Origin of the sequence: Ferruginibacter paludis (assembly GCF_030409685.1) — a bacterium.
GTDB lineage: Bacteria > Bacteroidota > Bacteroidia > Chitinophagales > Chitinophagaceae > Ferruginibacter > Ferruginibacter paludis.
Map to the genome: position 1 here is coordinate 279,797 of NZ_JAUFQJ010000001.1, position 23,069 is coordinate 302,865.

At 41.7% G+C, this 23,069-nt stretch carries 19 protein-coding genes; 13 read left to right on the forward strand and 6 right to left on the reverse strand.

Annotation, left to right across the window (positions count from 1 at the left end):
• Positions 1-170 precede the first annotated feature (170 nt).
• The 6 genes from QWZ08_RS01235 to QWZ08_RS01260 all read left to right on the forward strand — a co-directional run bounded on the left by QWZ08_RS01235 (position 171) and on the right by QWZ08_RS01260 (position 10,010).
• Positions 171-1,268, forward strand: coding sequence for a baeRF3 domain-containing protein (locus QWZ08_RS01235; RefSeq protein ID WP_290335343.1), 1,098 nt, complete (start codon positions 171-173; stop codon positions 1,266-1,268).
• Positions 1,269-1,284: 16 nt separating this feature from the next.
• Entirely contained in the window at positions 1,285-2,106 is an 822-nt protein-coding gene (locus tag QWZ08_RS01240; protein WP_290335344.1) for a universal stress protein, read from the forward strand.
• 16 nt (positions 2,107-2,122) lie between these two features.
• Positions 2,123-4,522, forward strand: a complete 2,400-nt coding sequence (ppsA, locus tag QWZ08_RS01245; protein WP_290335345.1) for a phosphoenolpyruvate synthase — start codon at positions 2,123-2,125, stop codon at positions 4,520-4,522.
• Positions 4,523-4,657: 135 nt separating this feature from the next.
• Positions 4,658-7,663, forward strand: a complete 3,006-nt coding sequence (locus QWZ08_RS01250; RefSeq protein WP_290335346.1) for a sensor histidine kinase — start codon at positions 4,658-4,660, stop codon at positions 7,661-7,663.
• A 311-nt stretch (positions 7,664-7,974) separates the two neighbouring features.
• Positions 7,975-8,664, forward strand: coding sequence for a DUF6629 family protein (locus tag QWZ08_RS01255; RefSeq protein ID WP_290335347.1), 690 nt, complete (start codon positions 7,975-7,977; stop codon positions 8,662-8,664).
• A gap of 164 nt (positions 8,665-8,828) precedes the next feature.
• Positions 8,829-10,010 (forward strand): hypothetical protein, encoded by a 1,182-nt coding sequence (locus QWZ08_RS01260; protein WP_290335348.1) that lies wholly within the window; start codon positions 8,829-8,831, stop codon positions 10,008-10,010.
• Positions 10,011-10,054: 44 nt separating this feature from the next.
• Here QWZ08_RS01260 and cfa read toward each other — a convergent pair whose 3' ends face one another.
• The gene (cfa, locus tag QWZ08_RS01265) at positions 10,055-11,194 is read right to left on the reverse strand and encodes a cyclopropane fatty acyl phospholipid synthase (protein ID WP_290335349.1); all 1,140 of its coding nucleotides are present in this window, start codon (positions 11,192-11,194) and stop codon (positions 10,055-10,057) included.
• Positions 11,195-11,374: 180 nt separating this feature from the next.
• The gene (locus tag QWZ08_RS01270; RefSeq protein ID WP_290335350.1) at positions 11,375-12,052 is read right to left on the reverse strand and encodes a BON domain-containing protein; all 678 of its coding nucleotides are present in this window, start codon (positions 12,050-12,052) and stop codon (positions 11,375-11,377) included.
• A 316-nt stretch (positions 12,053-12,368) separates the two neighbouring features.
• Here QWZ08_RS01270 and QWZ08_RS01275 point away from each other — a divergent pair, with 316 nt between their 5' ends.
• From QWZ08_RS01275 to QWZ08_RS01285, 3 genes are all read left to right on the forward strand, one after another.
• Positions 12,369-13,190, forward strand: a complete 822-nt coding sequence (locus QWZ08_RS01275) for a universal stress protein (protein WP_290335351.1) — start codon at positions 12,369-12,371, stop codon at positions 13,188-13,190.
• Positions 13,191-13,276: 86 nt separating this feature from the next.
• A complete protein-coding gene (locus tag QWZ08_RS01280; protein WP_290335352.1) occupies positions 13,277-14,758 on the forward strand; it encodes a Do family serine endopeptidase in 1,482 nt (493 codons plus the stop codon).
• Positions 14,759-14,866: 108 nt separating this feature from the next.
• A complete protein-coding gene (locus QWZ08_RS01285; RefSeq protein ID WP_290335353.1) occupies positions 14,867-15,199 on the forward strand; it encodes a hypothetical protein in 333 nt (110 codons plus the stop codon).
• A gap of 83 nt (positions 15,200-15,282) precedes the next feature.
• On the opposite strand, the gene QWZ08_RS01290 is transcribed toward QWZ08_RS01285, so the two are convergent.
• Complete coding sequence (locus tag QWZ08_RS01290) at positions 15,283-15,915, reverse strand: phosphoribosyltransferase (protein ID WP_290335354.1); 633 nt, start codon at positions 15,913-15,915, stop codon at positions 15,283-15,285.
• 43 nt (positions 15,916-15,958) lie between these two features.
• On the reverse strand, positions 15,959-16,621 hold the full coding sequence (locus QWZ08_RS01295; protein ID WP_290335356.1) for a dienelactone hydrolase family protein: 663 nt from the start codon (positions 16,619-16,621) through the stop codon (positions 15,959-15,961).
• Between the two features lie 316 nt (positions 16,622-16,937).
• Here QWZ08_RS01295 and QWZ08_RS01300 point away from each other — a divergent pair, with 316 nt between their 5' ends.
• The 4 genes from QWZ08_RS01300 (at position 16,938) to QWZ08_RS01315 (ending at position 20,843) form a co-directional block, all read left to right on the forward strand.
• Entirely contained in the window at positions 16,938-18,275 is a 1,338-nt protein-coding gene (locus QWZ08_RS01300) for an erythromycin esterase family protein (protein WP_290335357.1), read from the forward strand.
• Positions 18,276-18,341: 66 nt separating this feature from the next.
• A complete protein-coding gene (locus tag QWZ08_RS01305; protein ID WP_290335358.1) occupies positions 18,342-19,775 on the forward strand; it encodes a DUF3943 domain-containing protein in 1,434 nt (477 codons plus the stop codon).
• Positions 19,776-19,967: 192 nt separating this feature from the next.
• Positions 19,968-20,240, forward strand: a complete 273-nt coding sequence (locus QWZ08_RS01310) for a zinc ribbon domain-containing protein (protein ID WP_290335359.1) — start codon at positions 19,968-19,970, stop codon at positions 20,238-20,240.
• The gene (locus QWZ08_RS01315; RefSeq protein WP_290335360.1) at positions 20,241-20,843 is read left to right on the forward strand and encodes a CDP-alcohol phosphatidyltransferase family protein; all 603 of its coding nucleotides are present in this window, start codon (positions 20,241-20,243) and stop codon (positions 20,841-20,843) included. It abuts the gene before it with no gap.
• Between the two features lies 1 nt (position 20,844).
• Here QWZ08_RS01315 and QWZ08_RS01320 read toward each other — a convergent pair whose 3' ends face one another.
• A complete protein-coding gene (locus tag QWZ08_RS01320; protein ID WP_290335361.1) occupies positions 20,845-21,498 on the reverse strand; it encodes a nitroreductase in 654 nt (217 codons plus the stop codon).
• Positions 21,499-21,645: 147 nt separating this feature from the next.
• Entirely contained in the window at positions 21,646-23,067 is a 1,422-nt protein-coding gene (locus QWZ08_RS01325; RefSeq protein ID WP_290335362.1) for an SDR family oxidoreductase, read from the reverse strand.
• Positions 23,068-23,069 lie beyond the last annotated feature (2 nt).

Sequence of the window (23,069 nt, forward strand, 5' to 3'; positions counted from 1 at the left end):
GTGGGTTTTTAAGAAGACTGCAGTGTTGTAACGCAAATTAAAGAACTGCATTTTTCGGAAAGCCGCCGCAGCTATTTATTAAAGCTGAGGACTGTCAAGATTTGGAATGATGACTGTCAATGTTTTCACACAATTCAGGTATTATTTTAGTTGTCTAAAACAGTATGAAAATGAAAACGCAAATAATGCCGGAAATACAAACTGTACTGAACGCAGTACACTATCGCCCTGCAGTTTCAATTATACTGCCGTTTGAACCTAAAATGGGGCTGAAAAACGAAATAACCTATTCTTTAAAAGTTGCTGCCGACCAGGTGGAAGCGGAGTTGGAAAAAAATTACCCTGAAGAGATGCGGGAATTAGTGATGCAGAAATTAAGGTCCATTATCAAATCCTTAAATTTTAATACACATAAAAAGAGCATCGCTATTTATGTATCGCCACTGTTTGAAAAAGTATTGTACCTGGATATAGCCGTACAGGAAAGAGTTGTGGTAGATGACTCATTTGAAATACGCGACCTGGTATACAGCAAAAAGCAAATTCACAAATACCTCGTGTTGCTGCTGAGCAGTAAAGAAAGCAGTATTTACATTGGCAACTCTACCACCTTTATCCGCATTTTGGTGAATGCAAGCGAATCGTCCAAAGCGCTTGAAAATGATTTGCCTGAGCGGGTAGCCAATTTTTCTGACATGGAAGAACGAAAGGAAATTCAGATGCATAAGTTTTTGCACCAGGTAGATAAAACGCTGGATATAATATTGAAAGCACACCAGTTGCCGTTGTTTGTATTGGCAACGGAGCGGATTGCCGGGCATTTCAAAAAATTAACCAAACATGCAGATGCGGTCATTGAGTATGTGCATGGCAATTATGAAGATGCTACATTACCGCAATTGAAAGTATTGCTGGAGCCGCATGTAGCTGACTGGAAGCAAGTGATACAAAAAGATATTCTTAACCAGTTGCAAAATGCTGCGGGCAATAAAAAGCTAGCCATTGGCATGCGCAATGTATGGCGGGAAGCCACCAACCGAAAAGGCAGTTTGTTGGTGGTAGAAAAAAATTACATGTACGCGGCAGAGCATGGAGGCAAAGAAGAAGACATTGGCAAAGCGGGAAAAACACTGAATTCATTTTCTTATATAAAAGACGCTGTGGATGATGTGATTGAAAAAGTGTTGGAGAATGGAGGTGATGTTGAATTTACAGATGAAGGACTGTTGAAAGAATATGATCACATTGCACTGATACAATATTACTGATTACTAAAATATTTTTATGAAAACGATCATTGTTGCCACCGACTTTTCACCCGCTGCAGCCAACGCAGCCAATTATGCTGCTGACATGGCATTGGCAATTAAAGCAGATTTACTTGTATTGCATATCTGGCAGGTGCCCGTAATTTTTACCGAAGTGCCCGTAACAGCTGATATAGATAAATGGCTGAAGGAATCGGAAGCAAATATGAGTGATTTAAAAACAGTCTTGTTTAAACGCACCAATGGCAATGTAAAAATTGCAGCTGAAATAATCGAAGGTGATTTTTTCAGGGAGTTGAAAAATCTGTGCGAAAGCATACGTCCTTACGCAGTGGTAATGGGAAGCCAGGGAACCACTTCCGCTGAGCGGTTGTTGTTAGGCGGCCACACTGTGCAGGCGATGAAGAATTTATCCTGGCCATTGATAGCGGTTCCACCGGGAGTTGCATTTTATACCATTAAAAAAATAGCGCTCGCCTGCGATTGCGATGACGTAACCGACACTGTACCCGTAGATGCAATCAAAAAAATGGTAAACGACTTTCATTGCGAACTGCACGTTTTAAATACAGGTAAGCAAGAAGTGTATAATTCAGATACTGTATTTGAGTCGGGTATGCTGAGGGAAATGCTGAAAGGGCTCCACCCTGTTTTCCATTTTATTACCAATGAAAATACCGACCAGGGTATTTTAGATTTTGCAGATCAAAATAACATTGATTTGCTGATGGTGCTGCCCAAACGTCATTCGCTGATTGATAAAATTATTCATAGAAGTCATACCAAACAATGGGTGTTGCACAGCCATGTTCCGGTGATGGCCTTACATCATTCCTGAACCAAAACAATATCCAATGAAATTATATATCAAACAATTTAAAGAAACAAGCATCGGCGACGTAAGCATTGTTGGTGGTAAGAATGCTTCGCTTGGCGAAATGTTTTCAAAACTCTCCGCAGAAGGTATTGCGGTTCCCGACGGGTTTGCCACCACTGCTGAAGCATTCAACGAATTTCTGACACAAAATGCATTGCAGGCACATCTACAAAGCCTGATGCAGCAGCTGGATAAAACGACGTATAATAATTTGCAAAGTATCGGTGCGAAAGCCAGGCAATTAATACTCGATGCTGAGCTGCCGGAAGAGTTAAAACTGGTAGTGCTGCAGGCTTACAAAGCCCTGTGCGGGGAAAAGGAAATTGAGGTTGGTGTGCGCAGCAGTGCCACGGCAGAAGATTTGCCGGAAGCAAGTTTTGCAGGTCAGCATGAATCGTTTCTTAATATAACAGGCGAAGCTGCCTTACTGGCCGCTGTAAAAAAATGCTTTGCATCATTGTATACTGACAGGGCAATCAAGTACCGCGAAGACAATGGTTTTGCGCATGAAAAAGTGGCCCTTTCCGTTGGGGTACAAAAAATGGTGCGCAGCGATAAAGCCTGCTCCGGCGTATGTTTTACGCTGGAACCTGAATCTGGTTTCAGGGATATCATACACATCAGTGGGGTATGGGGCCTGGGCGAAAATATTGTGCAGGGCACCGTAACACCAGATGAATTTTTTATTTTTAAACCAACCCTGTTGCAGGATAAAAATGCCATTGTTCAAAAACGCCTGGGTGAAAAAGCGAAGACGATGATTTATGGCGATGAAAAAAATCCTGTTATAAATATTGCTACACCAAAGCAACAACAGGAGCAATTTGTACTGACCGATGAAGAAATTACCAGGATTGCCAACTGGGCGCTGATCATCGAATCTCACTACAAAAAGCCGATGGATATTGAATGGGCAAAGGACGGCAATACCGGCGAAATGTTCATCATACAGGCCAGGCCGGAGACCGTGCATTCACAAAAAAATCCCTTGCTGGTAAAAGAATATAAACTGGTCAATAAAGGAGAAGCATTAACATCAGGCGAAGCCATCGGTTCAAAAATAGCAACCGGCATAGCAAGAATTTTGCAATCGCCTGCAGACGCATTTAAATTGCAGCCCGGCGAAATTGTGGTAACTGATTTAACCAGCCCTGACTGGGATCCGATTTTAAAAAATGCGACTGCTATCATCACCAATAAAGGCGGCAGAACAAGTCATGCTTCCATCGTTGCAAGAGAACTGGGCGTGCCGGCCATTGTTGGTTGCGGCAACGCTACTGATACCATTGCAGATGGCGAAATGATTACCGTTTCCTGCTGTGAGGGAAAAACCGGATTTGTTTACAAGGGAAAGCTTGCCTACAAAGAAACAGCGCTGGATTTTTCAAACGTTCATAAGCCAGAAGCTACGGAAGTGATGCTGATTGTGGGAGACCCGGACAAGGCATTTAAATTATCTTTTTATCCAAACGACGGTGTCGGCCTGATGCGGATGGAATTTATCATTACACATGCGGTGCAGGTACACCCGATGGCATTGGTAAAATACAATGAACTGAAAGACCCTGCCGTAAAAGAAAAAATAGAAGCGCTGACCCATCACTATCAAAACAAGGAAAAATATTTTGTTGATAAACTGGCGGAAGGCGTGGCTACCATTGCTGCAGCTTTTTATCCCAAAGATGTAATAGTGCGGATGAGCGATTTTAAAACCAATGAATATGCCAACCTGGTTGGCGGAAAGGACTTTGAACCGGTGGAAGAAAATCCAATGCTGGGCTTTCGCGGCGCATCACGTTATTACAATGATTTATACAGGGATGGTTTTCGCCTGGAATGTGAAGCGATTTGCAAAGTGCGGGATGAAATGGGTTTAACCAATGTGAAAGTGATGATCCCTTTTTGCCGCACCATCAGCGAAGGAAATAAAGTAATTGCTGTAATGAAAAAGTACGGGCTGGAGCAGGGTGTAAACAACCTGGAAATATACGTGATGGCAGAAATACCAAGCAATGTGATATTAGCGGCGGAATTTGCAACAATATTTGATGGCTTTTCTATCGGCTCCAACGATTTAACCCAGCTCACACTGGGTATCGACAGGGATTCTTCCATCATCAGTGACTTGTTCAGTGAGCAAAATGAAGCAGCAAAACAAATGGTTGCTTTAATGATACAACGGGCCAGAACGACGGGTGTAAAGATTGGGTTGTGTGGCCAGGCGCCCAGCGATTTTCCGGAGTATGCGGCCTTCCTGGTAGAACAGGGCATTGACAGCATTTCCTTTAACCCTGACGCCTTGCTGACGGGAATCGAAAATATTCTTGCCGCAGAAAAAAATGACAGTATGCAACTCCATCATGCAGCAATGTTATAACAGTACATTGAAAAAATATTTTAAAATAAAATACACAACAGGAAAAATTGAAACTGAATTATCCATAACAGTAAAAACATAGAATATTCGGGAAGGCTATAAAATAAGTATTCAAAAAGTTGTATTTTGTTTTAGATGGAAAAAGTTGAAAAGCAAGTTGATTTCAAATCATTGTTTGAATCTGCACCGGGATTATTCCTCTTGCTGCTGCCAGATCTAACCATTGTGGCTGTAAGTGATGCCTATGCCGCTGCCACACTTACAAAACGGGAAAAAATAACCGGACGACATTTATTTGACGTATTTCCTGTTAACCCAGATCCTGCACTTGAAGATGCTGTTTCGAATATTACAGCAGCAATGCATTTTGTCGTTAAGAATAAAGCCTCGCATGCCATGCCTGTTCAGCGCTACGATATACGAAGACCTGATGGCACTTTTGAAGAAAAATACTGGAGCGCTGTTAATAAGCCTATCTTAAATGCCAGCAACGAAGTGGCTTATATTATCCATCGGGTAGAGGACGTAACTCCGCTTATACAACTGCAAAAAGATCATATTAAAAAAGGTGAAGTAACCAACGATCTGCAGAATCAATTGCTGGAAATGGCTTCTGCACTGATGATTGCCAATAAGGAACTTGCATTTCAAAATCTGCAAAAGGAAAAACGTGCGTCAGAGCTGGATGTAGCAAATAAAGAACTTACATTTCAAAACCAGGAAAAAGAAAAACGGGCATCCGAACTGGCGGTCGCTAATAAGGAATTGCTGTTTCAAAACGTCGAAAAAGAAAAACGGGCTTCAGAATTGCTTGTAGTAAACGAAGCGCTTGTTAAATCCGACGGAATTATTAAGCAATTTAACCAGGGATTGGAACAGAACGTGGCCGAAGGAACATCTACACTGGAAAATTTACACAAAGATATTGCTGACTATAAATATGCACTTGACGCAGCAGATATAGTTGCTGTAACAGATCAAAAAGGAATTATACAATATGCCAATGAAAATTTTTGTAAAATTTCAAAGTATACAAAAGAAGAACTGATTGGCCAGGATCACCGCATTGTAAACTCCGGCTATCATTCAAAAGATTTCATCCGTAATCTATGGGTAACTATTGCCAACGGAAAAATCTGGAAAGGAGAAATTAAAAATAAGGCAAAGGATGGTTCAATATACTGGGTGTACACTACCATTGTACCTTTTTTGGATGAACAGGGTAAACCCTATAAATACCTGGCCATCCGGTCTGACATTACTGAGCAGAAACGGGCCACATCGGAATTACAGCTCAATGAAATAAAATACCGTGATCTTTTTGAAAATTCACTGGCGGCGATTTGTACACTCGACATGTCGACACAAAAGCCGGTTGATGTAAATGCGACAGGAGCCCGGCTTTTTGGTTATCAATCTAAAGCGCATTTTATAAGAGATTTTAATTTGCAAACTCACTTTGCTGATCCGCAAGATGTTGAAAGTATTGCCCGGACAATTATCGAAAAAGGTGAAATAATAAACCGGGAAGCGAGGCTCAAAAAATTGGGTGGTACTGAATTCTGGGGAATCGCCTCTGCCAAAATGAATTTTGAAACCAGCATCGCCCAATCGGTAATGATAGATATTACTGAAAGGAAACTATCAATTGAAAAGCTAAAAGTAAGCGAAGAAAAATACCGGAGTTTTTTTGAAAACTCAGTTGTAGCCATGTTTACAGTCGATATGCACTCGTTGAGCATAATTGATGTAAACGAAATGGGTGTACGGCTTTTTGGTTACCCTTCAAAGCAGGGTTTATTAAATGGTTACAATCCCAAACTCCATTTTGGACAGATTGAAAACAGGGCAAACAATATCCAAACGCTTAGGGAAAAGGGTGAGATCAATAACCTGGAGCAGGAATTTAAAAGACTCGATGGCAGCCGCTTTTGGGCAAAGCTGTTTGTGAAACTAAATGTAGACAAAAGCCTGGCACATTCAGTGATAATTGATACATCTCAGCAAAAAAAGGCTATCGTACAGCTGGCTGCCAGTGAGGAAAAATACAGAAATTTATTTCAAAACTCGCTGGTGTCAATGCATATCACAGATATGCTGAATTTTAAAGCTGCAGACGTAAACGATATGGCCGTAGAGGTTTTTGGGTACCAATCGAAAGCTGATTTTTTAGCAAATTACGCTTCAGTAAAGCATTTTGTAAAACCGGATGATTGGGGAAAAATATTAAGAGCACTTTCAACAAAAGGCAAGTTTAATACTGCTGTTCTTGAAATGAAAAAGGTAAACGGGCAGCATTTTTGGGCAGGTATGTTTGTAACATTGAATGCAGAAAAAACATACGCCCAAACTGTGGTGGTTGATATAACCCGGCAGATACATTTCCAGGAAGAGCTGGAAGCCAAAGTGATAGAACGTACGCGGGAATTGACTGAATCGCTTGGCCGTGAAAAGGAATTGAATGAAATGAAATCACATTTTGTTTCCATGGCATCACATGAATTCCGCACGCCTTTATCAACCATTCTTTCCAGCTCTTCGTTACTGGAAATGTATACAGAATCTGACCAGCAGGAAAAGCGGATGGTGCACATCAACCGCATAAATGCCGCGGTAAAAAATCTTACCGACCTGTTAACCAATTTTCTTACTTTGGAAAGACTGGCAAAAGGATTTGTAGAAGCAGAGAATTCGCTTTTCAATCTGCCAGATTTTTTAGAAACGATAGTGGGTGACCTGGAAGGCATGACAGTTAAAAAAAATCAACGAATAAGTTATACTCATTCCGGCGGAAAGATGGTGGAACAATCGAAGACAATATTGAAAAATGTATTTTTAAACCTCTTGTCCAATGCCAGCAAATATTCTGATGAGGGAAATGAAATAGAGCTTAAATCTATTGTTACCGGTGATCACATCACAGTCATCGTAAAAGATTATGGCATGGGTGTTCCCCTGGAAGATCAAAAAAAGTTGTTTACGGAATTTTTCAGGGCAGGCAATGCCGGCGAAATACCGGGTACCGGGCTGGGATTAAGCATCGTGAAAAAATATATTGATTTGCTCAACGGAAAAATCAGTTTTGAAAGCACGCCTGGAAAAGGCACAGAATTTACAATCGTGCTTCCATCCGTAAAATAGTCAATTCTTTTCTTTATAGCTCCAGACTGATGCTTCATTATTTTTAGTGGGTGTACTTTTATTGCAATTATTTACCTGCTCGCAATCAGCCATTTTATTGACCATGGTTATTTTTTTTTAACACGGCTCCTTCTACTTTTGTTAGACGGTTTTCATAGGATATTAGACTAGAAACGGGGCTGGATTTCTATCCTGGCCTTCTTTTTTTTACCCTTTACATCTAAACTGAAAATTATCCGCAGTTCAGTTACAGATATTTATTCTGCTATTTCATTCGGCCTGCGCTCCTTTTATCTTTTAAATTGAACATCATGTGTTTTTCTGCAAATGCAAGTTTTACTGCAGGCGTGGTATTAACTGCTATAGGAATTGCCACCATAAAAAAAGTGCAGCATCCGCGACAGCTTTTGTTTGCCAGTATTCCCTTTCTTTTCGGGATACAGCAAATTATAGAAGGCTTTTTATGGATAACACTTCCCCGGCCAGGCAGCATTATCATTCAGACCGCACTTACCCACCTGTTTTTATTTTTTGCGCAAGTTGTTTGGCCTGTAATGGCACCGGTGTCCGTATTAATGCTGGAAAAAAGGGGAGCAGGCGGAAGAGGCCTACTGAAAATGCTGGTTGCAACAGGTGTTTGTGTTTCGTCTTTTCTGGCCTGGTGTTTATTGTTTAATCATGTTTCTGCACAAATTGACGGAGCTCATATCTCGTACCGGCAGAATTACCCTGATGCGCTAGGAGACGTTGGAGGTATACTGTATGTTATCGCGACAGTTGCTCCTTCTTTCTTTTCGCATCAGAAAAAAATGTGGCTGCTGGGTTCGTCAATTCTGTTCTCCTATATGATTTCACAGGTTTTCTATACTCATTATATCATCTCGGTGTGGTGCTTTTTTGCGGCCGTCATCAGCGTGTCTGTTTATTTTATAACAGATCAGGTTAAGCGGACTGCGATAGCCAATTCTGTTAACAGGTCCATCCTGATTACTCCGTCCTGATAAACACAGGAGTGCCCTGCTTAAACAATTTAATACGGTAGATGCGCCCATAAAAAATGACGATAATCACGGTTATTATTGACCCAGGACATTTAAAAAAATGGTAGAAAATAGTTTATTTATGGCTAAGTTTTAGGGACATATAAACGTTCAAATATTATTTTATGAGACACATGTTTTTTTTCATTTTACTATGCTGCGGCTTTTTTACCGCAGCAGCTTTTAGAATTGAATTCGGAAATAATACAACCATCAGCCAGCCCGTACACGATGACCTGTACATAGCAGGCGGCACTGTCACCATCAATGCGCCCATATACGGCGATTTAATTATCGCCGGCGGCACTATCATCATTAATGATACTGTTACAAATGATATTTTATTGGCGGGCGGTAACGTAACATTCAACGGGTTTGCAGGTGATGATATCCGCTGTGCAGGAGGTAATATACGCATAAGCAAAAATGTAACGGGCGATGTTGTGCTTGCCGGTGGAAGCGTTATAATTGACAGGGGTATAACAATCGGGGGGCTGCTCGCCACAGGAGGAAAAGCTGCGATGGACGGTAATGTAAATGGAGAATTAAGAGGTGCTTTCGGGGAACTGACCTTAAATGGAAATATCATGAAAGGGTTAAATTGCACAGTTGATAAACTAACAATAAATGGTAATGTGGCGGGCAATGCTGTACTCGCTGCCCGGGATATTGTAATTGGCAATGCTGCCAATTTTAACGGGGATGTTCGTTACTGGAACAAGGCCGGCTCGCTTGATTTTAAACAATCGGTAAAGAATGGTAAGGCGACTTACGATCCATCACTGCGTATCCAAAACAGCGAATGGTATTACCTGGGTGCGGCTTCTGTACTGGGTTTGTTATGGTATCTTGGTATGGCATTGTTAATGATAATGATTGTGCAATACCTGTTTGCTGCCACCATTAGAAAGGCTGCTGACACTATTTTCGCCAGCAGCATAAAATCCCTTGGGTATGGTTTTTTATTTTTTATAGCAACACCTGTTGCCGCTGTTATTGCTTTCCTTACCATCGTGGGTGTACCGGTTGGGCTGCTGTTGTTTTTTGTTTATATAACCCTGCTGCTGCTTGCAACAGTCATCATTTCAGTAGTTGGTGCCAACTGGTTCAATAACCGCAATAATCATCAGTGGAGTTACTGGAGGTTGGTATTTGCAGCTTTTGGTCTCTTCATCATTTTAAAAATTGTACAGGCTGCTCCTTTTGTTGGATGGTTGTTAATTTTTGTAATGGCCTGTATCAGCTTCGGTGGTATTTTATTAAATCTAAACTGGAAGAGAAAACCGGCTGTTGCGTTGACCGACTAGTTTATTTGGCAAATGAATCTGCGCAAAAAAAGATTACTAACATTTCAGCGCACCGATTCATATCCTCCTGCAACGCCGTATTTGGACAATACAATTTGCCAGAGCTGCATCTTTCTTGCCCTGAACCCACCTGCACTTGAAAGCAGGTAATATTCCCACATGCGGAAAAATGGGGAAGGATAATCTTTTTCTATTTGGTGCCAGTTATTTTTAAAATTGTGATACCATGCCATTAATGTATCATCATAATATGTTCCAAAATTGTGCAGGTCTTCTGCAATAAAAAGTCCTTCTGTAGCAACTGAAAGCTGCGAAAGAGAAGGCAGCATGGCGTTTGGAAAAATATATTTATTCGTCCACCCATTAATTGACCGGACTGAATGATTGCTGCCTATAGTGTGCAGCAAAAACAAGCCACCGTCAGTTAAACATCTGCAACAGGTTTCAAAAAAACTGCGGTAATTTTTATATCCCACATGTTCAAGCATTCCCACACTTACCACCCTGTCGTACTGACCTGTAGTGTTGCGATAGTCCATCATCCTGAATTCAACATTTAGGCCCCCGCATAGTTGCTGTCCCAGTTTCATTTGCTCTTTGGATACGGTGATGCCAACTACTTTTACTCCGTATTTTTCGGCCGCAAATTTTCCAAATGCACCCCATCCGCAGCCTATGTCAAGCACCCGCATGCCCGGTTTCAGGTATAGCTTTCGGCAAATTAAATCCAGTTTATTTTCCTGAGCCTGGCAAAGACAGCTGGCATTTTTCCAGTATCCGCAGCTATAATTCATCCGGCTGTCAAGCATCGCCTGGAAGAGATCATTGCCCAGGTCGTAATGTTTTTGGCCATTGACAAAAGCCATTTTTTTTGTTTGCAGATTCAGCAGTCTTAATTTTGTTACCCGCCATAATTCCGGCCAATGCAGGGAGATTTTATTATCAAGATCTGCCTGCAATATTTTACAAATCAATTCATCCACACGTTCTGCATCCCACCAGCCATCCATGTAAGATTCACCCATGCCGGTCTCGCCGTCAGCTAGTACTCTTTTGTAAAAACCATCATTGTGTACCTGTATATCCCACGGGTTGGGTCCGCCGATTTTTACGCCCGCTGTATCCAGTAGCCGGGTAACAAGCGTTTGGTATTTCGTTTGCGCAGATGGCAATGTGCGGTTCATATTTTTAGTAGCTATGATGGAGAGATAATAAATGTTTGCTGCTTTTAAAAAGAACAGGGCTGTAAATATTTTTCATGTAGATCTTACACAAATTAATTTTTGCATGTGCCTGTTTGTATGCAGCAACTGCCTTCATTTACGAAGGCAGTTTTTTAAAATACATTGGTATGCGCACGGCGATTATATTTCGCTGTAAGCAGGTTCAGGCGCTTGTATTTTTAACTCACTTTCAACCACTGATACGCCAGGTGCCTGCCATGCGGCATTTTCAGCGTCTTCCTTTTCTGCAATGGATCTTACCGTTCCAACGAGTGTCACCTTTCTGCCACTTACCTGCGCCTGTATTTTGCCAGCATCAATATTGGCACTTCTTTGAAACGCATTCCTGATTTTTTGCTGAATCTCGTAAGGCTGTATTTTAGGATGCACCACAATTACATTGGTAACCGACCGCACGCCTGTTAAATGCTGTATGGCAGTCTTTGCATTGTCGCGTTCAAACTGCCATTCAACTTCTCCTTCCAGCCGCACATTGCCATCCTCTACTTTTATTTTTACCTTTTCTTCTTTTACTCCTGAATGCCACTTTAATGCATTCAGCACAGCTTCCGCAATTTCAGCATCTGTTTTCTTGCCTGCAGGAGAAACGCCTATCTGTATATCTTCGGCGATGGCTTTTACACCGGCCACTTTTTTTGCTGCGCTTTCTGCAGTTAATTTTTTAAAATAGGAATCAACCATTCCGGAGAGTGTAACAACGCCATTTTTTACAGCAACACCAATTTCAGCCGCGTTTAAAAATGGCTCCCACTTCAGTTGCTCCATCACATCTTTTTGAATTTGACTATCGCTTTTCATGTTCTTACTATTTTTTGGTTTAACAATATATTTGTGTGTTTACACTTCAAAGAAACAGCTGCTAAAGCTGGCGGACAATGAACATCGTCATCGTAAATATTGATTGTGATCATTCAGTTATAACAAAAGGGTATTGAAATGTATGCATGTTTTATGCTCGCCGGCAAATGTGTTTCGGGTAAGCTGGGTTGTTAACAAAACAGCCGCAGTTTTACTAACCTCAATCAGTGTTTCATCTACCCTGCGTCATTTGAAATGGCTGCCGCCGTAAATAATTTCATGGTGTTAATTAGTTTCTTTTAATAAAAAATGATTTATGAAAAAGATAATCATAGCGTTTGAAGGAACTCATTTTTCTGAAGGCGCTTTTGAATTTGCCCGCAGACTAAATGAGTTACAACCCGTGTTATTGACCGGTGTTTTTTTACCCCAAACCGAACTGGCCAATGTTTGGAGTTATGGTGATGCGCTTGGTGCACCGTTTACTCCCGTAATGGAAACGGAAGAAGCGGAAGTGGTAAAGCAGAATATTGCGCATTTTGAAAAACGCTGTATCGGTAATGGTATCGATTTTCGGGTACACAAAGATTTTTACGAACTGGCGCTACCGGAGTTAAAAAATGAAAGCCGCTTTGCTGACCTGGTAATTTTGGGAAGTGAAATATTTTACCAGGATACCGGGCTGCAGTTTTCCCGTCACTATTTAAAAGAAGCGTTGCAACACATGGAATGCCCGGTGTTACTGGTACCGGAACATTTTGAATTTCCGGAAAGTACCGTACTGGCCTACGATGGCAGCGAAGAAGCCCTGTTTGCTATTAAACAGTTTGCCTATATTTTTCCTGAACTGACTGATCATGAGACACTGCTCGTATACGCCAGCCCGGATAGTGACGTTGATTTTCCGGATATAATTCAGATAGAGGAATTAGCCGCAAGGCATTTCAGCGATCTTACCTTATATAAATTGAATGTGGATCCTAAAAAGCATTTTAGTTTCTGGATGGCAGAAAGGAAGTCATCAATTCTGGTAAGCGGATCTTATGGCGGCACTGAGTTTTTGCAGCTGTTTAAAAAGAGTTTTGTACAGGATATTATTGCAACACATAAAGTACCTGTTTTTATCGCCCATAAATAGTGTTGGAATGCCGCCATAGCTGTGAATAAAAATTGTCCTTTAATCAAGAAACACCGCACCTGAATAAGTTCAATAAATCAGAATAAATGAAAAAGTTGCTGCTAATATTGATGGCTGCCTGTTTGTTATTGGCAGGATGTCATGGACAGGCTAGGAAAAGTGCCGTGCTGAGTGGTAAAACAACCGTTACTACGTTTGAAGAAAAACAGCAGCAGGGCATTAAAAATGAGGGCCAGCTGTCATTCAATCCTTCTGTCCCGGGAGTATTTAATTTTAGGTATGCGGCTAAAAAGGCAACCCCGGGCGTTGTGCACATTAAATCTTCTGTGTCCGTAAAAGCGCAAAATAATATGCCCGATTTTTTTAAAGATTTTTTCGGGGATGAATTATGGCGGCGGTATTTTCGTCAGCAGGATGATGTGGGCGTAAGGATGGGTAGTGCTTCAGGCGTAATTGTAAGTAACGACGGGTATATTGTTACCAACTACCATGTTGTTTCTGATGCAGACAGTATTGAAGTGATATTGCACGATCAGCGTAGTTATAAGGCCGGTATAGTTGGTACTGATCCGGCCACAGATCTTGCTTTGTTGAAAATTGATGAACAAAAATTAGAGTTTATCGAATTTGGTAATTCAGATTCGGTTGAAGTAGGCGATTTGGTACTGGCTGTGGGCAATCCTTTTAATTTGGCTTCTACCGTAACGGCAGGGATAGTAAGCGCCAAAGCAAGAAACATCAATATCATTTCTGACAAGTCAGCCATTGAATCATTTATACAAACAGATGCCGCGGTAAACCCCGGCAACAGCGGTGGTGCACTTGTAGACATTAATGGTAAGCTGATTGGAATTAACGCTGCCATTTCAACCCCAACGGGTGTTTATGCAGGCTACGCTTTTGCCATACCAGTTGAAATAGTAAAGAAAACCATTGATGATTTGTTAAGGTATGGAAAAGTAATGCGTGGCTACCTGGGTATTATTATAAGTGATATGAATGGTGCAAAAGCTAAAATGCTGGGCATAGCTAATACCACAGGCGTTATGGTAGACAGCATTCAGCAAACCAGCGCAGCAGCCAAGGCTGGTATTCTTCCTAAAGATGTAATTACAAAGGTGGGGCTGCACGAAGTAGAAACAGCTACGCAACTTCGGGAAGTAATTGCAAGATACAAGCCCGGTGAAAAGCTGCAGTTGACATTGATAAGAAACGGAAAAGAAAAAATGATAGAGGTAACGTTAATGCCAGAACAGTTACCATCCGAAACTGTAACTCCATCCACCGAGCTGTTGAAAAAATTGGGTGTCGGAATAGCCAATCTTTCCGCTAAAGAAAAAGAAATGTTGCACCTGGCTGGTGGCGTAAAAATCACCACCATTAACGACGGAACAATTGGCCGCACAACCCAAATGCAGGAAGGTTTTATTGTTACGAAAGTGAACAGAAAGCCGGTGAATAATACGGATGAATTTATCCGCTCTTTACAAGACAGTAAAGAAGGCGTTCTGCTGGAAGGCATTTATCCTGGTATTTCGGGCATATATTATTATGCCTTTGGATTGTGAAACCAGCATGATTTATTAATTATTACACAGGCTGTGATTATTGTTGAAGCAGTAACTGCCGTAAAAGTTATTATAAAAAAAGAGATCATTATTTATAAAACAATCAGTATGAAAATTGAATTTCAAACTCCATTTAAAGGCGTACCGGAAAACCTGGTAAAAGAAATCAGCGCCGAACTGATGAAGCTTTCGCACCTGAACAGGGACATCTCTTCTGCAGAAGTGCTGCTGAAAGCGGATGATAAAATCATTGCCGCTGAAAATAAAATCTGCGAAATAAAACTAGCCGTTTTTGCTGATACAATCACAGCCAAGTCCCGCACGGAGAACTTTAAAGCTTCAGCAAAAGAAACGCTTAAAGAACTTAAGCGGATGGTGATGCAACAGGTTAAAAAACAGAAGGAGCCGCAGGAAGATATTGTTAGTACGGTAAAGGTATAACGGGAAAGCTTTCAATAGCGGTACAAAAGAATGAAAGATGTGTTGTCTTTCATTCTTCGTATAATTACATTTAAGCGTTGTGGCTATCCGGCTTTTTTAAGTTCATTTAATTTATCCAGATATAGCTGTACTTCTTCATCAGTTACCTGTTCAAAGCTTTTATAAAATGCGCCAACGCCATAGAACCTGTGCGGTACAAGCAATACAACCACATTATCGGCTACCTGCGATAATTTGTCAACGGCGCTTTGCGAAGCAACCGGGATAGCAATGACTATTTTACGAGGCTTGCTTTTGCGCAACACATGTACGGTTGACAAAAGAGTGTTGCCTGTGGCCGCACCGTCGTCTATCACAATAACCGTTTTACCTTCCAGTTTTTCCGGGGTTGTATGGCTTATGAAACTGCCATACATTTCCTTTAATCTCTGCCTTATTTTTTTTACTTCAGTTTCGATATAATCCAGTGGTATATCTTCGTGCAGGATAACAAAAAAGTCAGTGAGGCTGGCTGCGCCAATGGCATATTCCCTGTTGTTTGGATGACCGATCTTTTTGGTAAGTATCAGTTCTACCGGAAAACCTAGTTCTTTGGCAACTACATAAGCTACCGGTACTCCTCCCCGGGGCACAGCGAGTACAATGCCGGGGTCATTTTTATATTTTCTCAGCTGTTTTGCCAGCAGCAATCCAGCTTCTATTCTGTCCTGGAACATCTACCTGATTTAATTTTTCCTACTCCATTTTAATTAAGTCGCATTAAACTGATCCGGCCACCCGGCTTGTTGTTAAATATTTTTCAAACCATTGGCTGGCCAGTTCAGCTACTATAGCCAGTTTGCCCTGTTCTTCGAATAAATGCGATGCGCCTTCAACGATTTCAAAACTCTTTTTACATTTTAATTGCAGGTAAGCTTCTTTGTTTAATTTAATTACTTCGGTATCCAAACTGCCCACAATCAACAATGTAGGGGCGGTTACTTTTGATAAACTGCTCATTGCAAGATCGGGCCTTCCGCCTCTTGATACTACAGCGCCTATGTCTGGCAACACAGCCGAAGCCTTTAGCGCAATGGCGGCTCCCGTACTGGCGCCAAAATAGCCGATGCGGCATTCTTTTGCGGCGGAAAGTGATTTCAGCCACTCAGTCGCACCGGCCAATCTTTTGCTTAATAAATCAATATTAAAGCGGTTGCGGTAATACATGTCTTCTTCCTCGGTTAATAAATCAAAAAGTAGCGTGCCTAAATTTTTATTTTGCAACTGTTGTGCTACCTGCTGGTTGCGCTTGCTTAACCTGCTGCTTCCGCTACCATGAGAAAAAAGGATGATGGCATTTGCGTGTAAAGGAATTTGCAGGTATCCCTGCACCTTCAGATCACCAACGGGGATGGTTATTTCCTTATCAAAAAGCATATCCATAGTATCAATTTGTTGAATAATAAAATAAAGGTCTTTTCCAATCTGGTGTTCTGTAAACAACCTGGGGTTAACTCAATGCAAACGTACTATTTGGCATTGCCAAATACAATGACCACTGTCAAATAAACCTTTGACGGTCCTCATTAAGCAGCCGCTTAATACAAAAGAATACTGACAGCAATCAACTCTGATATTGATCACCAACATTAAAAATGACTGTAAAATTTAATTGCTTTGTAGGTGGATTAAAACGGGTTGCATATCCTTATTGGAGCACCCGTTGTTCAACTTCAGCAATACAGGTAAATTATAGATCATGCGCCGTTATTTTACAAAAGAAGTGTCGTTTCATGAAAGAGATGCAACGGCTTATATCAAAAGCAAAGCTTACCCGCTGCAAAGCAAGGCAGACCTGCAGCCCCTCTTCGACAGTATTGGAGATGCAAGGATCGTGATGCTGGGCGAAGCAAGTCATGGTACACATGAATACTACACCTGGCGCACCCATATTACCAAACGGCTGATAGAAGAAAAGGGTTTTGATTTTATTGCGGTGGAAGGTGACTGGCCGGATTGTTACCGGCTGAACCGTTTTGTAAAAGGATATGACATTGCCGATAAAGGTGCACTGAAAATATTGCAGGCCTTCAGACGCTGGCCAACCTGGATGTGGGCCAACTGGGAAATTACAGCGCTGGCAGACTGGCTGCAACTGCATAACCAGGGCTTGCCTGCCAATAAAAAAGCCGGCTTCTACGGCCTGGATGTGTACAGCCTGTGGGAAAGTATGGAAAGCATTATGGATTACCTTAAAAAAACAGACAGGGCTGCTTTAAGGGTTGCAGAAAACGCGTATAAATGCTTCGAACCATACAGCAAAGATGAAGGCCAGTCTTATGCAAGGGCATCCCAGTTTGTGCCGGATTTGTGCCAGGCAGATGTGGTGGCCTTGTTAAAAGAGATTCGTAATAAAATGCCGTCATATAATACCGATCATGAAAATGTTTTTAATGCCGAACAGAATGCGCTCGTTGCGGTAGAAGCGGAAAAATATTATCGTGCTATGATCAAAGGAGGGCCCCACAGCTGGAACATCCGGGACAGGCATATGGCCGATACGCTGGAACGGCTGCTGAATTTTCACGGTGAAAATTCCAAAGCAATTGTATGGGAACATAACACGCATGTAGGCGATGCAAGGGCCACCGATATGGCTGAAGAAGGCATGTTTAACATTGGGGAACTGGCAAGGCTGCAGCACCACGATAAGGGTGTTTTTCTTGTTGGCTTTGGTTCTTATAAAGGATCAGTAATGGCGGGACGAAGCTGGGGTGCTGCAATGCAATCTATTCAAATGCCGGAGGCTGCCAGGGGCAGTTGGGAATACTTGTTGCATCAGACCGGTGCAGAAAATAAATTATTGCTGATGGATGATTTTACAGGCAATGATATGTTCATGGAAAATCACATCGGTCACCGGGCGATTGGGGTGGTATACAATCCGCAGTATGAACAATACGGCAACTACGTGCCTACCATTTTACCACTGCGTTACAATGCTTTTATTTTCCTGGATGAAACAAATGCCTTGCATCCGCTGCACATTGAACCAGACGGAAACCAGGTGCCTGAAACTTATCCGTTTGGCGTTTAGCCGGTGCAGGCTTTCACGTACCCCTGCTTAAAAGGAATAATGTTAAGCAGGTTAAACTTTTCTAAAATGTTGCCTGTTGCTCCTTTCATCAAAAAACATAAAGCCTGGGTAATCCTTTACCTTATTTCAACTCTTACTTTTTTCACTTCTGCAGTCCCGGTTTTTGGTGGTGACTTCGCTGATAGAAAAGAGGTTTATGCCATTGACAGTGTGCCTGAAAATAAATTCAGTGACAGCATTGTTGAAAAAAGATTTGGCCGGGCTGTGCTGGAGCTGATGCTGGCAGAAACCACTCCTTTTTTAGTAGATCAATACATCCGGAAAGTAGATTATACCCGCATTTCCTTTAAAACCATTGGCGATAATTTAAGCCCGGGTAGCTGGGTTTGGGATGGTGACGGTTTTACCACCAACCAGTTTGGTCACCCTTATCATGGCAGCCAGTTTTACAGTGCTTTCAGGGCAAATGGATATAGTTTTTGGCAGTCCGTTCCGGCGACTTTTGTTGGCAGTTATTTGTGGGAAACATTTTCAGAAGTGCAGGCGCCTGCTCCAAACGACCTTATCAATACTGGTTTCGGTGGTGTTGTGCTGGGTGAGATGACTTACCGTTTATCTCAAAAAATGGTTGATAACCGCAAGCGTGGCTTCAGAAGGCAAACGAGTGAAGTGCTGGCTTTTATGATTAACCCTGTGAATGGTTTTAACCGCATAGTAAACGGGCAATGGGGCAAAGTGATGGCCAATTCAGCTGAACGGGATTCAGCTAAAGTATACACCGAATTTGACGTAGGATTGCGCAGATTTAAAAGCACGAATTTGAACGCAGCATTTACCCTCTATGGCCATGTGAAATTGTTGTATGGCACCCCTTTTGAAAATTACAAAACGCCTTTCAGCAATATTGCCGTCAACGCCGAATTTTCAAATGATGACAGTTCCAAAGTAAATATCGCCAGTGTCTACGGCTCATTAAAGGGCTGGCGGATTAAGTCGAAAGACAAGGACCGCCATTTACTTTTATTGTCTGCCAATTACGATTATATCAATAACGAAGCTTTTTTCTACAGTGCTGAAAGTATCCGTTTGCATTTGCTATCTGAATTTTCGGCCTCAAAAAATCTAAAGATAAATACTGCCGCAGGTACCGGGCTGATATTGCTGGCTGCGGTACCTGATATCTATTTTTATAAAGAAAGAAATTATGATTACTGTGCTGGTATTGCTATAAATGGCAGTTGCACTTTTGGTATAGCAAAACATTTTTTTTACACCATCAGTTACAGGGGCGGCTGGTTAAGAACCATCAATGGAAATACGGCCAATTACTTTATGCACAGTATTACCAGCGAAATAAGATTCAGATTAAAGAATAATTTTTCAGTTTGTGCGGAGCCAGGTTTAATGACTTTGCAAAACCAGTATCGCAATTTTGATGTTGTAAATAAGAACTATCACTACCTGAGGGTTTCGTTACGATATGGTTTTACGGTACAGTAAAACCGTTCAATTTTTTTAACCAGAAGTCGTGTTTTGCATAGGGCTTTAAATTGACTTTCATCATGTAACGTATTAACTCCCGTCATTGAAGAATTTTCCATGTATGTATAACTTTAATGATAATAACCAATTATCAAAATTGCACACTTGCAATGAATACTTAAACCACTTCATCTTTTAAAATGAGACAGTATGGAACAGAAATTGTTTTGTCAAAGTTGCAGCATGCCCATTGACGACCCCGCCCTCCAGGGGACCGAAATGGATGGTTCAAAAAGCCAGGAATACTGCACGTATTGCTACCAGCAAGGAGCGTTCATTAATCCAAAAATGACATTGAATGAAATGACTTCGGTAGTTAGGCTGCAAATGGAAAACCGAAAGATCGATCAGCAAATAATTGACATAGCAGTAAATAGTCTGCCACAATTAAAACGATGGAGATCGGCGAAAACAACAGTATGAATGAATAAGGCAACTAACAAATATGGGGGCGGATTACGTTATTACCTTATCAACGGCATTACATTGTACCGGCTGATATCTTCGCTGGTGCTTATTTTGCTGATCAGTCTTGGGCAGTCTGACATATTTAAATGGCTGCTGGCACTGAGTTTTTTAACAGATACGGTGGATGGTTACCTGGCCCGTAAATTAAAGGTAACAAGCCTTTTTGGAGCCAGGCTTGATTCTGTTGCAGATGATCTTACCATTGTAGCGGCAATGGCTGGAGTTGTATTTTTTAAGATGGCATTTGTGAGGGAGCAGAAGGCAATATTTATTTTGCTATTGGTTTTGTTTCTTGTGCAAAACGTACTGGCGTTTAGCCGGTATGGTAAAACGAGCAGCTTTCATACTTACCTTGCCAAACTGTCGGCCTTGTTCCAGGGCGTATTCTTTATCCTGTTATTTTTTCTGCAACAGCCTGTGTACTGGTTATTTTATACCGCAGCTTTATTTACTGCTGCTGATCTTGCGGAAGAAATCATATTGATTTTGTTGCTGCCGCAATGGAAAGCAAATGTGAAGGGTTTGTACTGGCTGCTAAAAAACAGGCGTACTGCCTGACTTATTGTTTTTCGGCCGGCGTTTTTCCATCTATAAAAAAGGCATTGTTACGGACACGTTTGTGCATTTCCGGGGTTTCATTACCATAGCCAAAAATAAGCGCCAGCTTCACTTCATCCGATTTAGGTATAGTCAACAGGGAATAGATTTTGGTGTGTTCTACGTACTTTCCAAATCCTACCGGGCAACTGTCAAGGCCCATTGCTTTCGCCGCCAGCATCATGTTTTGCGCACACATGCCCACATCCAGCGAAGCCCATTCATTATCGGCCGGTGCGGTAATAAAAATCACTACGGGAGCACCATAGAATACATGGTCCGAACTTTTAAACAACTCGATAGCTCCTGGCAAAAAATGCAACAAATGGGTAACTGTTTTTAATATTTGTGCAGGACCTGCCTTTACAAAATCTTTTACTGCTACTTTCTTAATTTCTTTTGAAAAGTGCCGGATGGTTTCCCTACGGGTAAGAATAAAAAATTTCCAGGGTTGTTTGTTGATTGCCGATGGCGCCATTCTGCCGGCATCCAGGATTTTTTCGATCAGTTCAATGCTTACCGGTTTATCCTTGTATTTTCTTACAGCCCTTCGCTGGCAAATGATGCCGATCGTATCAGTATTTATTGCGGCTTCTTTTAATGTTGCTGTTGTCATGAGCGGTATTTTTACAAATAGATTGTTTTATACCTTTCATTACAATGATCGTTATCAAAGCAATACTTGATTTCGGTCATTCATTTTTTAAACAGCAATAAATATTTATTGAAAGAATTATAATCCTCGTCGGGGGAGAGTTACATGCTATTCACTCAAAGCTTTTAACATGCCCCTGAAAATAAAACCATGAAAAGGCAACACCGCCAGCCAGTACAACCTGCCGCTCAAGCCCAGCGGGCGGAACGTAGCTGTTTGCTCCAACTCATTATTTTCATTGATAAAAAATTCAAGCCAGGCCTCGCCGGGTAATTTCATTTCTGCGTACAGCAACAGGCGTTTATCTTCTTTACTTGCAATCAGAACCCGCCAAAAATCAAGTGCCTGCCCGGGATACAATTGCGTTGGGCTTCTTCTGCCCCGGCGCAGGCCTACACCGCCCACCATCTTATCCATCAAGCCTCTTGTAATCCAGAGCCAACGGCCATAATACCAGCCGTTGGCACCACCGATGCGCCATATCTTATCCATTGTTTTTTGCACATCTGTTACCTTCATTTTTCTTTTGTCCTTGTAAGTACCTTCTTTTGGCACCTGCAGATGAGCAGTTAAACCTTTGTACAAAATGTTGCTGCTGAGTGCATCTTTCCAGCTGGAAAGCACCTGGTCGTTTTCAATTTTTACAAAGGCCAGTTCAATGGCTTTTTCATAAGGCGTGGGAGTGATGTGCAGGAGCTCGCCCAGGTTATTGGGTTTACCAATTACTTCTACCTTCATACTGTCTACTAAATTTTTAGCCAGCTGATAACTGGTAGATGTAACAAAATACAACCAGTAGGATGACAACCGTGGCGTTAGCACAGGCAGCACAATAATTTTTCTTTTGAGGCCTCTTACCGAAGCAAATTTTAGCAATAATTCTTTATAAGTAAACACTTCGCCGCTGCTGATGTCGAAACTGGTATCGAGTGCCTGCGGCAAGCCAATAACGCCTTTTAAATAGGCAACCACATCCCGAATGGCAATCGGTTGCGTTTTGGTATTCAGCCATCTTGGTGTAACCATCACGGGCAGCTTCTCCACCAGGTCGCGGATAATTTCAAAAGAAGCGCTGCCTGACCCTACTATGATACCGGCACGCAAAGCGGTAAAAGCGTAAGGTCCTGTTTTTAAAATTTCTTCTACCTGTTGCCTGGATTGAAGGTGTTTTGATAAGTGCTGTTCGTTTACAATGCCCGTAAGATAGATGACCTGTTTTACACTTGTTTGCGCCATTCGCCTTTTAAAATTTTCCGCCGATGCCGCTTCCATTTTTTCAAAGTCTCCCGTGCCCGTACTCATAGAATGCACCAGGTAATAAGCGATGTCAATATCTGCAGGAATATTTTGTAAAGTGGCTTCCTGTAACAAATCAACTTCAATCACAGCAATATCAGGGTCATCAAACTTTTGTAAGTCAAAACGTCCTTTGTCTCTTACACAGCAATACACATAGTGATCTGCACTAAGTAATTCGGGTAATAATCGTTGCGCAATGTAGCCAGTGGCGCCTGTAAGCAATATTTTCAAAA

Excerpts from the sequence above, each read along its gene's own strand:
- QWZ08_RS01320 (WP_290335361.1), bottom strand. The coding sequence starts at position 21,498 with ATGACAACAGCAACATTAAAAGAAGCCGCAATAAATACTGATACGATC.
- QWZ08_RS01310 (WP_290335359.1), top strand. The coding sequence starts at position 19,968 with ATGGAACAGAAATTGTTTTGTCAAAGTTGCAGCATGCCCATTGACGAC.
- QWZ08_RS01255 (WP_290335347.1), top strand. The coding sequence starts at position 7,975 with ATGTGTTTTTCTGCAAATGCAAGTTTTACTGCAGGCGTGGTATTAACT.
- QWZ08_RS01250 (WP_290335346.1), top strand. The coding sequence starts at position 4,658 with ATGGAAAAAGTTGAAAAGCAAGTTGATTTCAAATCATTGTTTGAATCT.
- QWZ08_RS01280 (WP_290335352.1), top strand. The coding sequence starts at position 13,277 with ATGAAAAAGTTGCTGCTAATATTGATGGCTGCCTGTTTGTTATTGGCA.
- cfa (WP_290335349.1), bottom strand. The coding sequence starts at position 11,194 with ATGAACCGCACATTGCCATCTGCGCAAACGAAATACCAAACGCTTGTT.
- QWZ08_RS01285 (WP_290335353.1), top strand. The coding sequence starts at position 14,867 with ATGAAAATTGAATTTCAAACTCCATTTAAAGGCGTACCGGAAAACCTG.
- QWZ08_RS01315 (WP_290335360.1), top strand. The coding sequence starts at position 20,241 with ATGAATAAGGCAACTAACAAATATGGGGGCGGATTACGTTATTACCTT.
- QWZ08_RS01305 (WP_290335358.1), top strand. The coding sequence starts at position 18,342 with ATGTTGCCTGTTGCTCCTTTCATCAAAAAACATAAAGCCTGGGTAATC.
- QWZ08_RS01270 (WP_290335350.1), bottom strand. The coding sequence starts at position 12,052 with ATGAAAAGCGATAGTCAAATTCAAAAAGATGTGATGGAGCAACTGAAG.
- QWZ08_RS01290 (WP_290335354.1), bottom strand. The coding sequence starts at position 15,915 with ATGTTCCAGGACAGAATAGAAGCTGGATTGCTGCTGGCAAAACAGCTG.
- QWZ08_RS01240 (WP_290335344.1), top strand. The coding sequence starts at position 1,285 with ATGAAAACGATCATTGTTGCCACCGACTTTTCACCCGCTGCAGCCAAC.
- QWZ08_RS01275 (WP_290335351.1), top strand. The coding sequence starts at position 12,369 with ATGAAAAAGATAATCATAGCGTTTGAAGGAACTCATTTTTCTGAAGGC.
- QWZ08_RS01295 (WP_290335356.1), bottom strand. The coding sequence starts at position 16,621 with ATGGATATGCTTTTTGATAAGGAAATAACCATCCCCGTTGGTGATCTG.
- ppsA (WP_290335345.1), top strand. The coding sequence starts at position 2,123 with ATGAAATTATATATCAAACAATTTAAAGAAACAAGCATCGGCGACGTA.
- QWZ08_RS01260 (WP_290335348.1), top strand. The coding sequence starts at position 8,829 with ATGAGACACATGTTTTTTTTCATTTTACTATGCTGCGGCTTTTTTACC.
- QWZ08_RS01300 (WP_290335357.1), top strand. The coding sequence starts at position 16,938 with ATGCGCCGTTATTTTACAAAAGAAGTGTCGTTTCATGAAAGAGATGCA.
- QWZ08_RS01235 (WP_290335343.1), top strand. The coding sequence starts at position 171 with ATGAAAACGCAAATAATGCCGGAAATACAAACTGTACTGAACGCAGTA.